The following is a 13,646-nucleotide window of genomic DNA, read 5'->3' as shown; positions in this document are numbered from 1 at the left end:
GTCCTAGCTCTGCTGACTGCCGTCAGTGGCAGTCGTCGACGGCAGGCGTATCGGCGAATCGTGCTGCGAGAAAATCGATCGCTCCCGAGGCCCCGGAGATCAGCATCGTGTTGTGGCTTCCGCCGGGGTAGCGGACGATCTCGACGGTACTCCCGGCAGCGCAGTATTGCCGGACGAATGCGTCGTGGACTGCGACGGGTACCAGCTCGTCCCCGTCCGCGTGATAGCTGTAGATCGGTGCGCTGACTTCTACTGCGGTAGGGCTGTTCTCAGCGAGTGCCGAACGCAGCGCCGGATGGTCGAACGGTCGAGGGTCGATCGTGAAGTCGTGCAACGACCGAAACGCATAGGTCGCGATCAGATCGACGGTGCACGCAGCACCGGTCGCGTGCATGGCCGCTCTGCCCTCAGCGGTGAAGAGTTCGCTCATCTGCTTCTCGGGGTATGCCCGATCGATACCGGTCACTCCGCCGAAGGTCAGTCCGAAACCGTACCCACCATCGACGTTCCGCATGGTCGCCTCAAGGTCGGCGGGTAACCCGCCCAGTGCAATACCGTTCAGACCCAGCTCGGGAGCGTGGGACTGCTGAAGTTCGGCGGCCCACGCCGTGGCGAAGGCGCCGCCGGAGTATCCCCACAGACCCGTCGGCGACTGCGTGTTCAGCCGGGCTGGTTCGAAATGCTGAGCGGCGCGGATCCCGTCGAGAACCGCGAAGCCGGCTTGCGGGCCGGCGAGGAACTCGGACTCCGGCCCCTCGTAGTCCGCGGTGACGACCGCCCATCCACGGGACAGCAGGTGCGCGATCATCAGTGACTCCGATGCGGCGTTCGAGGTCGCGGCCCCGAGGCCCGCCGTGAGTGCATACGACGGAGCGCACCGGGATCCGAGGCTGTCCTCCGCGGTCTGATAGGAGACCAGGGGCCGATGGCCGGCGTCCGTCCACGGTGTTCTAGGGACCAGAATCGTGGCGACGTCGGCCACCGGTTCGCGGTGGGAGTCGAGCGACTTGTACAGCAGCTGCCACGAATCGACCGGAAGGGGCACACTTAGCGCCGTCGCGGTCACCGGCCGCGACCGCAGGATCGTCCCCTCAAGCTGCGACTCGTAGCCGGTCGGAGCTTGATAGAACGGGTCCTCGGATGGTGCCGGTATCTCGGCCAGCGCAGGAGCGGCGACCGCCACCAAGCCAGCGCTCGAGAACGTCACCATGGCAAGACAGACGAGCCACGCCGCCATTCGCATGGAAATCATATTACTACCCAAATGGTACGACCGAAAGCATCATTTATCTGCCCGGATCCGTTCCCAGATCGCAACACCGTTGAGCGGGTCGAACAGATGACCTCAGCACACCCGAAATTGCAGTCGCGCAACGCCCAACACTGACCGTGGGAGCCGACGTCCCCCTGTACCGCGCATCGAAGTCGACGCACGGGCGGATCTGGAAGGTATTTCGCCACCCGCAAGCACGATCTGCGCGTGAGGTGAACTTCGCAGACGATCGTGATCGGCAAGCTGATGCCGGCGGAAACCAACGCGGTGCGCCCTTGCCCCCGGCGCGCGTCGACGCCACATCCTTGCCGCTGGGCAATTCCCCCACTCGCCCGGGTCGTGTGCGGCACTGCTTTCGAAAGCGCAAAGTGCCGTCCGGTCACTCATGGCGGCTCGAAGAAATCGCACATCGCACCGATTGTGATTGACATCACCCCTGTCGACACCTATCGTCCATTCCAATATGAGTATGCACCATTCGTATATAGGAACGTGATGCTGATGGCCGGGATGTCCCGAATAACCGCACTGCTTGTCGCTGCCGGACTTGCGACCGTCGGATGCGCCGAGATGCCGAAGTCCACCGCTGGGTACTACCCATCCGGGACAGTGCGGATCATCACACCGTTTGCCGCCGGCGGAATCTCTGACACCACCGCCCGTGTCGCGGCGAAATGTATGGAGGACGAATTGGGTGGGACGTTTATCGTCGAGAATCAGGACGGTGGTGGCGGAGCGATCGGGATGACGAGGGTCGCCAACGCCGAGCCGGACGGATACACACTCTCGGTGGTGTCGTTGTCGACCGCGGCACTGGTACCACTGGTTACCGATGGCGCTCAGTACGACGGATCCAGCTTCGATCCGATTTCCGGTATCACGCTTGCCCCCTCGGTGCTGGTGGTGAAGGGCGACAGCCCGTATCGCAACGGGGAGGAGGTGCTGGAGGCAGCCCAGCGGAAGGACGGTACGTTCTCGGTCGCCATGCCAGGCTCGATGGGCATCTTCGCGCTCGCTATCAACGGTGTCACCGAGGCCGGGGGCCCTCGTTTTACCAACGTCCCCTTCGTCAGCAACGATCAGTCCGCGGCCGCGGTGCTGGGCGGAAACGTTGACAGTGCCTACCTGAGTACGTCGCCGACGCTGCTCAAGCAGATCGAATCGGGAAATCTGCGAGCCCTGGTCACGGGGGCCGACGAGCGGATCGAATTCCTGCCCGAGGTACCGACATTCACCGAGTTGGGATACGGCGACCTACCTGACTCGACAGTCAACGTCACCCTGCTCTCCCCGGCCGGGATCGACGGTGAGGTGAAAACCACTTTGGCGCAGGCCATGGGATCGTGCCTGAAAGACCCGACGACTGCCGACGTGCTGGGAGAGGAATTCGTGCGCGACGACGACCCAGGCCCCGAAACGATTCGTGCAGAGATCAACTCGGCCGAAACCCAATGGCGAGAGGCGGTCCAGAAGTGAGCGACACGCTAGTTGTCGAGGAGTCCGCCGAGAAGAACGAGAGGGTTGTGGAGAATAGACGCCTCGCCCCCGCGGTCCTGACCGTTCTCGGCGTATTGGCGACAATCGAATCGGTGCGTCTCGGTCTCGGTGACCTGACCGAGCCGGGCCCCGGAGCTTGGCCCCTGCTGACCTCGGTGGGCGTGCTCGTTACGAGCGCCTGGTTGTTCATTACCGGGGTCGAGCGTTGCGAGAAGGTCATGATCAGCGACCTCGCTCGGGTGGCTGCCGCCATCGCCTCCGTCGCATTCTTCGTGGTGATGCTTCCGCTGGTGGGCATGCCCGTACCGGCTTTCGCGCTACTCGTGGTGTGGCTCCGGCTCTTCGGTGAGTCGTGGCGACTCACGCTGGTCACCGCGGCACTGGGAGTCGTCGCACTGCAGATCGTCTTCGTCGAATTGCTCGGCGTACCGTTCCCAATCGGGCCGCTGGCCCCCGGAAGGTAAGTCTCGTGGATTTCTCCGGCATTATCACCGGCGTCGAGACGACGCTGACTCCAATGAATTTGCTTTTCGTTCTGCTAGGTGTGCTGGCGGGCATGGTCATCGGCGTGATCCCGGGCCTCGGTCCCACGGCAACGATCGCGCTCCTGCTGCCGCTCACCTACAGCCTCGAGCCCGCGACGGCTGTGATTCTACTGGCGGGCATCTATTACGGTTCAATGTACGGCGGCACGATCACCTCCGTGTTGCTCCGCCTCCCCGGTGAGGCGGCGTCCGTGGTGACGACGTTCGACGGCTACCAGATGGCCCGCCAAGGGCGGGCCGGGCCTGCCCTCGGCATCGCCGCGATCGGGTCCTTCGTCGGCGGCTTGGTCGCCGTCGTCGGTCTTGTGCTGCTGGCGCCGGTCCTGGCCTCCTTCGCGCTGAAGTTCGGGCCGCCCGAGTTCGCTGTCGTGGCGCTTCTGGGCATTGTGTTGGCGGCGTATCTCGCGTCGCGGCGCTTCGCGGCGGCCCTGTTAATGGCCTTCTGCGGGCTGCTGCTGGCCACCGTGGGGCAGGATTCGATCGAGGGCAGTGCGCGCTTCACGTTCGACAGCCTCGAGTTGCTCAACGGACTGGACTTCGTCGCGGTCGCTATGGGGCTCTTCGGGCTCGGCGAGCTGTTGTACACCCTCGAGCGCTCGCGCCAGCCTGCCGGCACCGTCGCCCGTGTCGGCCATGTGCTCCCGTCGCGAGCCGAGCTGCGCCAGTCCAGGGGACCGATCGCCCGTGGCAGCCTGATCGGGTTCGTTCTCGGGCTGGTACCCGGTGGTGGTGGCATGGTGGCCTCGCTCGCGTCGTACGCGACAGAGAAGCGGCGGTCGAAGAATCCGGAACGCTTCGGCCGCGGCGCCATCGAGGGCGTCGCCGGCCCCGAGACCGCCAACAACGCGGGTTCGCAGTCGTCCTTCATCCCCTTGCTCACCCTGGGCCTGCCACCGAACCCCGTGCTCGCATTGATTCTGGGCGCGTTGCTCATTCAGGGCGTGACCCCCGGGCCTCAGCTGATGAACGAGCACCCCGACATCTTCTGGGGAGTAATCGCCTCGATGGTCGTCGGCAACGTGATTCTGCTGGTGCTGAATCTGCCGCTGGTGCGGGTATTCATCCGAATTCTCGACGTACGCGTCGCGATCCTCGTCGCCCTCGCCGTCGTGGTCACCATGCTCGGGGTCTTCAGCATCAACAACAGCATCTTCGACCTGTGGGTGGTGCTCGTCTTCGGTGTCCTCGGGTACGCCATGCGCAAGCTCGGCTTCGAGCCCGGCCCGCTGGTGCTCGCCTTCGTTCTCGGAGTGCTGCTCGAGCCCGCCATTCGCCAAACGCTGCTCATCAGCGGCGGCGACGTCACCGTCTTCGTCACCCGACCGATCTCCGGCACCATGCTGGCCTTCGCGGTCGTGTTCATCGGGGTGATGGCCGCGCGTTCCTTGCGCGCGCGCCGTACCCGACATGTAACCGACCGCCAACCCGAAAAGGCAACCCAATGACCCAGACTGTTTCCACTACCACCATTCCCACCACACAGGCGAAGCAAGAGAATCTACCGCTGACAGGCGTCACCGTCGTCGCACTCGAGCATGCCGTCGCCGTACCCATCGCCACCCGGCAGCTCGCCGATCTCGGGGCGCGGGTGATCAAGGTCGAGCGAATCGACGGTGGCGACTTCGCCCGCGGATACGACGCCGCCGTGGCCGGCGAGATGTCCAGTGTGTTCCTGTGGACGGGCCGCGGCAAGGAATCACTGGCGCTCGACCTCAAATCGCCCGAGGGCCGCCAAATCATGCTGGAGTTACTCGCGTCCGCCGACGTCTTCATGCAGAACATGAGCCCCGGGGCCGTCGAGCGGCTCGGCCTGGGTGCCGACGAGCTGACCCACCACAACCCGCGCCTGATCGTGGTGTCCAACTCCGGGTATGGCACGCCAGGCCCCTATGCCGGCAAGCGTGCCTACGATGCCCTGGTACAAGCGGAGTCCGGAGCCGTAGCCGTCACCGGCACCAAGGACCTGATGGTCAAACCCGGCTTCTCGGCCGCCGACGTCGCCAGCGGCATGTACATGACCTCGGCGGCGATGATGGGCCTGTTCCAACGCGAGCGCACCGGATCGGGAACCGTGGTCGACGTCGCGATGATCGACGCAATGACCGACTTCATCGCCAACCACATCTACTACGCCCAGCACCACGGCAGCCCAGCCGAGCGGATCAGCCTCGGCCACCCCTCGCTGGTGCCCTACGGCGAGTACGCCACACAAGACACCCCGGTGGTCATCGGTATCCAGAACGACCGCGAGTGGGCGCGCTTCGCCGAGCACGTGATGGGACGCCGGGACCTGGTCTCCGACCAGCGGTACGCCACCAACGTGGCCCGGGCAGGGCGCCGCGACGAGGTCGACGCGCTGGTCGCCGACACGTGCCGGAGATTAACCGCCGGCGAGCTCACCGAGCTGCTCGATCAGATAGGGATCGCCTGCGCCCGCGTCAACGATCTCGCGGTGGTGGCCGAGCACCCGCAGTTGGTGGAGCGGGGCCGGTGGGTCGAAACACCCACGCCCGTCGGGCCTGTGCCGACCCTGCGCCAGGTGATCACCGAGCGCGGTAAGGAGTACCCGGTGCGCCCGGTACCGGCCCTGGGGCAGCACTCGCGGCAACTGCTTGCCGAGCTCGGCCACGACGAGAAGAAGATTGACGATTTCCTTCGCCGCGGAATCGTGGCGACCGCCGACGCCGACCTGTTTGCTGGAGCGTCCGCTCCCGCAGGGGACAGATAGACTCGCCGTCTAAATCACGGGCCCGACAGGATGACACAGGAGGGGTGGGTATGGCCGACAGCGAGGGACACCGAGCAGTCTCCCGGGCGCTGCACGCGCTGGAACTCGCGGCGGCGTCCAAGGACGGAATTACTCTGGGCGAGCTGGCACACCAGATGGGAGCCGCCAAGTCATCACTCCACCCACTGCTCAAAGCGCTGGTCTTCCGCGGCTATCTCACATACGACGGGTCGCGCTACCGTACCGGCCCGTCTATCGGCGCCCTCGCCGCTGTCGACAGCCCGTCGATCGTGCCGATCGCGCAGCCCTTCATGGACGACCTTGTGCGGCAGTTCGACGAGACGGTCATGTTGGGTCGCGTGGTCGGTGAGACCCTCATCTATCTGCACAATGTGGAGTCCAATCAAGTTGTGAGGTATTCCCCGCCACGAGTTCGTCCTCCCAGCGACCACCCGTCGTCCATCGAGAAGCTCTACCTCGCCCAGCGTGATGACGAGCAGATCGACCTCTACATCGGCGAGCACATTCACCCGTCGAAGCAAGAGGGCTTGCGCGCCGAAATCATCGAAGCCCGGGCCACCGGCGTTGCCTTCAACCACGGTGACACCTTCCCCGACCTCAGCGCCGTCGCCTCAGGCATTGTTGTTGGTAAGAGTCTCGCGGCATGCCTGGCCATCGGCGGGCCCAGCCGACGCATCGAAAGCCGATTGGACGAGCTGGCGTCCGCCACAACTTACGCCGCCAACAGTATCGCCAAGTTGCTACTCCGGTGAGCCGCGAACTTCCCGAGTACTACAGCACCGCCGCCTGCCTACATCACCCACAGCTGGTGGCGTCGGCACTGGTGGGATCCGGACTGGCGACGATCGGAACCGGTCTCCGTCCAGTCCGGCCGGATGCGGCGCACCAAGCCCGTAGCTTGAACCAATTCGGGCGGTGGCGTCGCGCATTCTCCGCGGCGCCGAGTGGACCTGCACCCATCGCTCTATAGGAGGGATGCCCGTTGAATCCGGCCAGTCCAACCCGCGAGTGATCGAGCGCCGCGACCTTTCCCCAGCCTGCGCTCACACTGCTCCCCGAAACCGCTGATCTCACCATCGCCACCGGTCGGTGAAGGTGCCTATCATCGAAGTCGTCGAGCGTGGAGCATCACATCAAGCGATAGTCGGTCTCTGCACCCTCGCGTGGCAGTAGCCTCTGGCCGGTGAGTGCTTCAACAACACCGGCGATATCAGTGACGGACAGTTGTCGGACCGCGGGAGGCGTCGTGCGCCGATCGAATCGGCGGCTACGGGCTACTTCAGGCGTCATCAGGTTTGCGCCTCTCCGGTCGAGTGGTGATGCGTAAATCCAGAATATGCGACCCACGGCAACCCCTGGGTTACGTCGAAGTGAGGTCCATGTGACCGCTCCGAGCATGGCAACACACCCCGGACAGTCCCAATCCAGCATCGGAGCAGCTTGCGCTTCGGCTACCACGAGAACGTTCGATGTGCATGGCGCCTCAGTTGCATATCTGGCGAGGGGTAGAACGCGATCATCAACGGCGACTTGCCCGGCCAGTTCATGTGGAATGCGACGACGTCGTCGCATTCCTTACGGTCCGACTTCAAGCTCGGCGACCGCCAACTGGTCGACGACACATTCGGTAGCGTCCACATGGCCGCACGCCGAGCCCGTGGACCCGCAACTACGGCCCGAGCCAGCAGCAGGACGAGTCCCAGCGCCGGGGGCCGCGTTCTCCGACGAGATCAGTCGTGATCGGGGCGCCGCCCGGAAGAAGATCGAGGTCGACGAGCACTCCCAGTCCGGCACCATCTTGGAGGCCCTAGCGATGCTGCGGCCGGCCTTCGAGGAGAACTTCTTGATCGATCCCGCTGCAGACGCTGCCCTGGGTCGATGTGGTTCCCCTCCCCAGCCACACTCAGGCGGCCGCGACCGCCTTCGCAACGGGCGCGCCATCCGGCTCGGGCGTAGCAAACGGCCGCGGAAGGAACTTGCTCGCGCCGTTCACCGCCAGAGTGCACAACGTAATGGTGAGTAGGGTTGCTGCCCAGACTATTCCGCTTGAGAACTCGGACTCGTCGAGATGTAGGGCAATGATAATTGGTGCACCGAGGCCGAAGTTCGCACCGAACATTGTGACGGGGAAGACCGCCAAGAGGCCGACGAGGCCCCACGCGGTCGACACCCGCCGCCAGAGCTGCACCGCCAGTACAGTAAACAGCACTACCTGGGTTCCCTCAAGCACGCCGATGACCAACGGATAGTTCCAGATCCGCAACTCGTACGGACCGTAATAGGTATAAACATTTGTGCCGGTACCGATGACCTCGAATACGCACGACGTGATGATCTCGGCACCCCAGATCAGGAACAGATGCTTGCGCCGGAGGCTTCCCTCGTACATGCGACGGCCAGCGTAGAGGCAGGCGCTCGCGTACAGGATGATGTAGCCGCTATGCGACCAGTTCGGCTGAACGACCCCGAATGCAGTGAAGTGGGAGTACATCGCTCCCGGCTCGCCGTTGTGGACATCGTAGAACCAGAGATCGAAAGCGACATCGTAGAGCGGTTCAGCGAAGGCCGCGATACCGGCCGCCAGGCATGCCAGCAGATAGAAGGGAGTCCGCTGCCGGACGCACATTCGGAAGGCAATGGCCAGCATAACGGCAACTATGGCCCAACTCAGCCAGGTGAAAATACTCTGCCACATCATGTCGAGTTCATGCTGCATGACCTCGGATGGCATGCGCCCCATAGCTGCTCCTAGTCCAACATCTTTGTACGAATCGCCACTGCCTGGCCGGTGTAGGCCAACGATCCTTTGAGGCTAGGTCCGCCACCCCATGGCGCGCGTCTCCCCAGGGGGGTACGGGAATCACACTTTGGGGGTAGGCGTCGGGGGAAAGCCACACTGCCGGCCATCTCGACCGGGAGCGAAAAATCGACGAGAAAGGAACACTCCGCCCGCGAACGGCTTTCGGGCCGGACAGTCCCAGAGTTAGAGTCAGCCCCCATGAGTGATAAACGAATTCGTCTCAGCGTGAGCGACAGCGGTGTAGCGACTGTCACGATGGTCCGTGCCGAGAAGCACAATGCGTTGGACAAGGCTATGTTCGAGGGATTGCTCGAAGCCGCAGGTCACCTCGCTACCGATCGCACAGTGAGAGCGGTTGTTCTTCACGGCGAAGGGCGCAGCTTCTGCTCAGGTTTGGACATCTCGAGTTTTCTTGCTGACTCAGCGGGAGGCATCGACACCCTGTTCGTCCGGGAGCATGGGAAACCTGCCAATTTCGCGCAGCGCGCGGCGCACGACTGGTCAGGAGTTCCGGTGCCGGTGATCGCCGCGATCACCGGAAACTGCTTCGGTGGCGGTATGCAGATCGCGCTCGGCGCCGACATCCGAATCGCTGCGCCCGACGCCCGGTTGTCCCTCATGGAGGTCAAGTGGGGACTGGTCCCGGACATGGCAATCACTCAGTCCCTACCACGTGTTATGCGCATCGACGTGGCGAAGGAACTCACTTTCACCGGACGAATCGTATCGGGCCTGGAGGCGAGTTCGTTGGGATTGGGCACTCGCACGGCCAAGGACCCACTCAGTGCAGCACTCGAATTGGCTGATGACATCGCCGAGAAATCGCCAGATGCGATCCGGGCGGCCAAGCGCCTCTACGACGAGGGCTGGAACAACGGCGACACAGCGGAGGCGCTGGCCCTCGAATCCCGGCTTCAATTGGGACTTCTGGGTTCACCAAATCAGGTCGCCGCGGTCGCTGCCGGCGTCTCCGGGCGCGCCCCCTCGTTCATCGACCCGGTATGAATCATGTTCTATTCACGCTTGATCCGCGCTTCGGGCGATTGTCGGAGCCCCGATCTAGCCGTCCGCCCTGTACCCCACCGCGTTCAATGCAATGGCACCATACTTCTGCGCAACGGCCTGATATTTGGGCGGACACTCGACGTACCAGCGGGGAACGGCATCACACATGTCGAGCAACGCCCTTGTGGTGAGCACGGGATCCGATACGGTGAAAAGGCCCCGGCGGCGCCCCTCTCGTACGATCCCGAGCAGCAGACGTTCGACCCCTGTTCGCACACGCTCAAAGCGGTCGCGATTCGGTGCGCTGAGGAACCGGATATCGGGCTCCAACGCCACCATCCGCGGGCTGATGAGGGTCCGGAGAAGTATCGATTCGACCACATAGGCCAGTCGGACCTCCGGCTTGTCCCCGCCCTCGTCCCGCGCGGCGTACGCGCGCGCGAGGACATCCTTGGTCGCGCACTCGAGCAGCGCCGTGAAGATGCCTTCCTTGTTCCCGTGATAGTAGTACAGCGTGGGCATCGTCACGCCGGCGCGTTGAGAAATATCTCGCACCGTCGTACCACGAAAACCCTTTTCGTAGAAAGCATCCAGGGCCCCGCGAAGAATCGGCGACAATTCTGGTTGCGCCACATATCGCCAATCCGGTTCGTCGAGTACCGCCGTTGCCTCGTCGAATACTGCTGACGGTACTCGCCGCCGTGAATCCATGGTCCTGCCTGTGTCGCTCGTCCGTCGATCTGGGCTGTCGCAGTTTCCTACAGTGGGGGGAGGTGACCTCTGACGAGCAACCACGCAATCGCGGTCACCAGGTTCTGGATCGGGTCTACCAAGTCGATGATCATGTGCTCTCTCTTCTTCGGGGGTTGATCGGATTCGCCGCGCGCTAGTCGACGGCGTACATCTCGTCCGCCATGATGGCCGGAAATTCTTCGGTGAGTGCGGTGGATTCGAAGCTCTCCTGGATCGCGAGCTGGGCACTGTAGGGCAGGGTGTCCATGATCTCGCGCACCCGTTCTTGCCTGCGGGCGACGGCTTGGCGGAATGGCATGCCCGGGGTGGCCTTCATCTGCGGGACGATGCCCTCGACGTCGTCGACGCCACCGGCGTGGTGACCGGCGTCGACCATGGCCTGCTCCGCTGCCATCTGAGCGTCGTCCTTCTCCTCGGACATGCCGATCGGTCCGATCATGGTGCCGTTGAGGAACTGTTTGACCACCGGCTCCTCGCTGGTGAGCAGCACCTCGCGGGGACCGAACATCACCAGTTGGCGGCGGAAGAGCATGCCGATGTTGTCCGGCACCGTGCGCGCGAGGTTGATGTTGTGCGAGACGATCAGGATCGTCGCGTCGATCTCGGCGTTGATGTCGATCAACGTCTGACTGATGTAGGTGGTGCGGACCGGATCCAGACCGGAATCCGGCTCGTCGACGAGGATGATCTGCGGGTCCAGCACCAGCGCCCGGGCCAGGCCGGCGCGCTTGCGCATGCCGCCGGAAATTTCGCCGGGCAGTTTCGTTTCGGCGCCGATCAGACCGGTCAGTTCAAGCTTTTCCATCACGATCGTGCGGATCTCGGATTCGCTCTTCTTGGTGTGCTCGCGCAGCGGGAACGCCACGTTGTCGTAGAGGTTCATCGACCCGAACAGGGCACCGTCCTGGAACAGCACCCCGAACAGCTTGCGGATCTCGTAGAGCTCCTTGGTCGAGCACTCCAGGATGTCGGTGCCGTCGATCACGATCGATCCCTGCTCCGGGCGGAGCAGACCGATCAGCGACTTCAGGAACACCGACTTACCCGTACCCGACGGGCCCAGCAACGCGCTGACCTCACCGGGCGGAAGCGTCAGCGACACGTCCTGCCAAATCTTCTGCGATCCGAAGGACTTCGTCAGATTGGTGACCGCTACCTCGACACCCATTGTTTCCTCACTCTCACGGCCTGGGGATTGGTGTTTGCAGCAGCGGTGGCCACTATCCCGCTGCCCTACTGTCAGAACAACGGTTCGAATTTGCTGATCAGCCAGGTGTCGTCGACGCGGGTGAGGCCGACCCGAATGGCGTTCTGCGACTGCGTAGTTTCGGGGCTGTTTGCCGTCGTCGTGCTCTGGTTGATGTAGACGAGTACTGATGCTTGGTCTGCGGACACCGATTCGACAGCAGAACCTGCCGCGGACGCTTGCATCGTTACCTGCTTGTCTTTTGCCGTCGGCGCGACCACATCTTTCGCGAGCTTTGTGTACGTTTCGAGGAAGTCTCCGGTCAGCACGCCGCGTGCGGCGTCCAGATCCTGATCGACGGTGTCGGGCTTGTACGACAGGAGCGCTACGGCACCGTCGGAGGCAACCTGCGTCACGGATCCGTGCGCTGCCGCGATTTCCTGGTCGGCGGCGCGTTGGCTGAAGAATTGGACCAGGACGAGGAGAAGGACGGCACCGAGTGGGATCACCGCTGCGGCCGTCATGCCGAGTCGGCGCCGACCGTCGGTTGGACCCTCCGTGTCGTACGTTCTGACGACTGATCCGGCGATGTTGTCGGCGAATGTGCGTCGCTGTCCCCGATGGAGGGGCCAGAACCGCCCGATCAGGAACAGGATCCCGTCGGCGGGCAGGCACCCGAGCCGGATGAGTGCACGGAGGACGCCGATCGGAGCTCCCGTGGTGGTGGATACCGTGCGGAGGCCCACGAGGTACTTGCCGGCGGTTCGCCCGGTGCGACCCTGATAGATGATGCTGTTGGCGACGATGACGAGCCCGGACACGGCCACGATGCCCCAACACAGGACGGCCCATACCTGCCCCGCCAGAATGTGGGACAGCATCCCTACGGAAGCCGCCGCGGTGACGGGCGGGCACATGTCGATTGCCAGTGCGCGGGCGCGGCGCACGAGTGATGCGCCCTGCTCCCTTGCGCTGTCGCGGTCGGGCTCTGCGCTCTCTTCTTTCACCTGGGTATCGATGTTCAGTGTCGTCATTGGACGAATCCCACCTTCGACAATTTGAGTTGCCCGTCGACGTCGACGACGTCCACGCGCAGCTGGTACTCCTGTGGCTCGATCGTCGCCGTCATACCGGGATCACCGCCCGGGGGTGGGGCCTGTTCTCCGGCCCCGCCTGTGGCGGGGTCAGCGGCGCCGGGCCCGGCGAGCGGTACATTGCCGTCCGCCGAAACGGCCACCAGAACAGTGGTGCTGCCGTCGTCATTTCGTCGCTCGATGCCGGATTCGACGGCATGGCCTACGGTGACGTTGCCCGCGGCTTTCATGGTGTCGAGAACGGTCTGTTTGCGGGCATCGAAGTCGTCATGCCACTGGCCGGCTGCGTTGTCGAGGATGCGTTGCACGTAGGCGTCGGGGTCTTCTTTGCTCGTCGAGATGAGCTGCACAACAGCGTCTTCGGCATAATGCACCACGGCCTGGTCCGCCGAATCGCGTTGTTCGACCGCACGGTGATCCCACCAGGCCTTGACACCGGCGGCGGAGCCGGCGAGCGAGGTCACGGCGAGGAGCATCACCGCGGCGCGGTACATTGCTGCCTTCCGGCGCCCGCGCAACGCACCACCTCGTCCGGCCGCACGCTGTGGTTGCTCGTCGGCGACCGGTGCGGGGGAATCGTCCGGCGGACGTGGTTCGGCGGCTTTCGCGGCGCGCTCGGCGGCCGCGAGTGCGGCCGCCGCTGCGGCACGGGCTTCGATTGCGTGAGCGCGCAGGGTCGTGGTGTCGACGTCGATCCGCGATCGTGGCGTGTTGGTGGATGTCTTCGTCATCCCAGCCTCCTTG

The 13,646-nt window shown here is 64.0% G+C and carries 12 protein-coding genes; 6 read left to right on the top strand and 6 right to left on the bottom strand.

Annotated elements, in window-relative coordinates; all coding sequences use genetic code 11:
- Positions 1-22 precede the first annotated feature (22 nt).
- Positions 23-1,243, bottom strand: a complete 1,221-nt coding sequence (locus BLV94_RS04090) for a lipase family protein (protein ID WP_244163481.1) — start codon at positions 1,241-1,243, stop codon at positions 23-25.
- Positions 1,244-1,504: 261 nt separating this feature from the next.
- Here BLV94_RS04090 and BLV94_RS04085 point away from each other — a divergent pair, with 261 nt between their 5' ends.
- From BLV94_RS04085 to BLV94_RS04065, 5 genes are read left to right on the top strand one after another with little or no spacing between them, the layout of a single operon-like run.
- Complete coding sequence (locus BLV94_RS04085; protein WP_244163480.1) at positions 1,505-2,749, top strand: tripartite tricarboxylate transporter substrate binding protein; 1,245 nt, start codon at positions 1,505-1,507, stop codon at positions 2,747-2,749.
- Entirely contained in the window at positions 2,746-3,234 is a 489-nt protein-coding gene (locus BLV94_RS04080; RefSeq protein WP_072949399.1) for a tripartite tricarboxylate transporter TctB family protein, read from the top strand. Before BLV94_RS04085 ends, BLV94_RS04080 begins: the two co-directional genes overlap by 4 nt.
- Positions 3,235-3,287: 53 nt before the next feature.
- Positions 3,288-4,760: a tripartite tricarboxylate transporter permease gene (locus BLV94_RS04075; RefSeq protein ID WP_072949408.1), complete on the top strand. Its 1,473-nt coding sequence runs from the start codon at positions 3,288-3,290 to the stop codon at positions 4,758-4,760.
- Positions 4,757-6,043 carry a CaiB/BaiF CoA transferase family protein gene (locus BLV94_RS04070; RefSeq protein ID WP_072949398.1) on the top strand — a complete coding sequence of 429 codons (1,287 nt, stop codon included), beginning with the start codon at positions 4,757-4,759 and terminating at the stop codon, positions 6,041-6,043. Before BLV94_RS04075 ends, BLV94_RS04070 begins: the two co-directional genes overlap by 4 nt.
- Before the next feature lie 50 nt (positions 6,044-6,093).
- Positions 6,094-6,816, top strand: coding sequence for an IclR family transcriptional regulator (locus tag BLV94_RS04065; RefSeq protein WP_072949396.1), 723 nt, complete (start codon positions 6,094-6,096; stop codon positions 6,814-6,816).
- A gap of 1,151 nt (positions 6,817-7,967) precedes the next feature.
- On the opposite strand, the gene BLV94_RS04060 is transcribed toward BLV94_RS04065, so the two are convergent.
- Positions 7,968-8,804 (bottom strand): hypothetical protein, encoded by an 837-nt coding sequence (locus tag BLV94_RS04060; protein WP_072949394.1) that lies wholly within the window; start codon positions 8,802-8,804, stop codon positions 7,968-7,970.
- A gap of 258 nt (positions 8,805-9,062) precedes the next feature.
- Here BLV94_RS04060 and BLV94_RS04055 point away from each other — a divergent pair, with 258 nt between their 5' ends.
- Positions 9,063-9,869 (top strand): crotonase/enoyl-CoA hydratase family protein, encoded by an 807-nt coding sequence (locus tag BLV94_RS04055; RefSeq protein WP_072949392.1) that lies wholly within the window; start codon positions 9,063-9,065, stop codon positions 9,867-9,869.
- Between the two features lie 54 nt (positions 9,870-9,923).
- On the opposite strand, the gene BLV94_RS04050 is transcribed toward BLV94_RS04055, so the two are convergent.
- From BLV94_RS04050 to BLV94_RS04035, 4 genes are all read right to left on the bottom strand, one after another.
- Positions 9,924-10,580 carry a TetR/AcrR family transcriptional regulator gene (locus BLV94_RS04050; protein WP_072949390.1) on the bottom strand — a complete coding sequence of 219 codons (657 nt, stop codon included), beginning with the start codon at positions 10,578-10,580 and terminating at the stop codon, positions 9,924-9,926.
- Positions 10,581-10,755: 175 nt separating this feature from the next.
- The gene (locus tag BLV94_RS04045) at positions 10,756-11,790 is read right to left on the bottom strand and encodes an ABC transporter ATP-binding protein (RefSeq protein ID WP_072949389.1); all 1,035 of its coding nucleotides are present in this window, start codon (positions 11,788-11,790) and stop codon (positions 10,756-10,758) included.
- A 71-nt stretch (positions 11,791-11,861) separates the two neighbouring features.
- A complete protein-coding gene (locus BLV94_RS04040; protein WP_072949387.1) occupies positions 11,862-12,842 on the bottom strand; it encodes an RDD family protein in 981 nt (326 codons plus the stop codon).
- Complete coding sequence (locus BLV94_RS04035; RefSeq protein WP_072949386.1) at positions 12,839-13,633, bottom strand: hypothetical protein; 795 nt, start codon at positions 13,631-13,633, stop codon at positions 12,839-12,841. The genes BLV94_RS04040 and BLV94_RS04035 overlap by 4 nt, the downstream gene beginning before the upstream one ends.
- Positions 13,634-13,646: the final 13 nt, after the last annotated feature.

This window comes from Rhodococcus koreensis (genome assembly GCF_900105905.1).
Classification (GTDB): Bacteria; Actinomycetota; Actinomycetes; order Mycobacteriales; family Mycobacteriaceae; genus Rhodococcus_F; species Rhodococcus_F koreensis.
This window is presented reverse-complemented; position numbering and strand designations above follow the sequence as displayed.

Coding starts and splice junctions, on each gene's coding strand:
- BLV94_RS04090 (WP_244163481.1), bottom strand. CDS start 1,243: ATGCGAATGGCGGCGTGGCTCGTCTGTCTTGCCATGGTGACGTTCTCG.
- BLV94_RS04075 (WP_072949408.1), top strand. CDS start 3,288: ATGAATTTGCTTTTCGTTCTGCTAGGTGTGCTGGCGGGCATGGTCATC.
- BLV94_RS04070 (WP_072949398.1), top strand. CDS start 4,757: ATGACCCAGACTGTTTCCACTACCACCATTCCCACCACACAGGCGAAG.
- BLV94_RS04065 (WP_072949396.1), top strand. CDS start 6,094: ATGGCCGACAGCGAGGGACACCGAGCAGTCTCCCGGGCGCTGCACGCG.
- BLV94_RS04060 (WP_072949394.1), bottom strand. CDS start 8,804: ATGGGGCGCATGCCATCCGAGGTCATGCAGCATGAACTCGACATGATG.
- BLV94_RS04055 (WP_072949392.1), top strand. CDS start 9,063: ATGAGTGATAAACGAATTCGTCTCAGCGTGAGCGACAGCGGTGTAGCG.
- BLV94_RS04050 (WP_072949390.1), bottom strand. CDS start 10,580: ATGGATTCACGGCGGCGAGTACCGTCAGCAGTATTCGACGAGGCAACG.
- BLV94_RS04045 (WP_072949389.1), bottom strand. CDS start 11,790: ATGGGTGTCGAGGTAGCGGTCACCAATCTGACGAAGTCCTTCGGATCG.
- BLV94_RS04040 (WP_072949387.1), bottom strand. CDS start 12,842: ATGACGACACTGAACATCGATACCCAGGTGAAAGAAGAGAGCGCAGAG.
- BLV94_RS04035 (WP_072949386.1), bottom strand. CDS start 13,633: ATGACGAAGACATCCACCAACACGCCACGATCGCGGATCGACGTCGAC.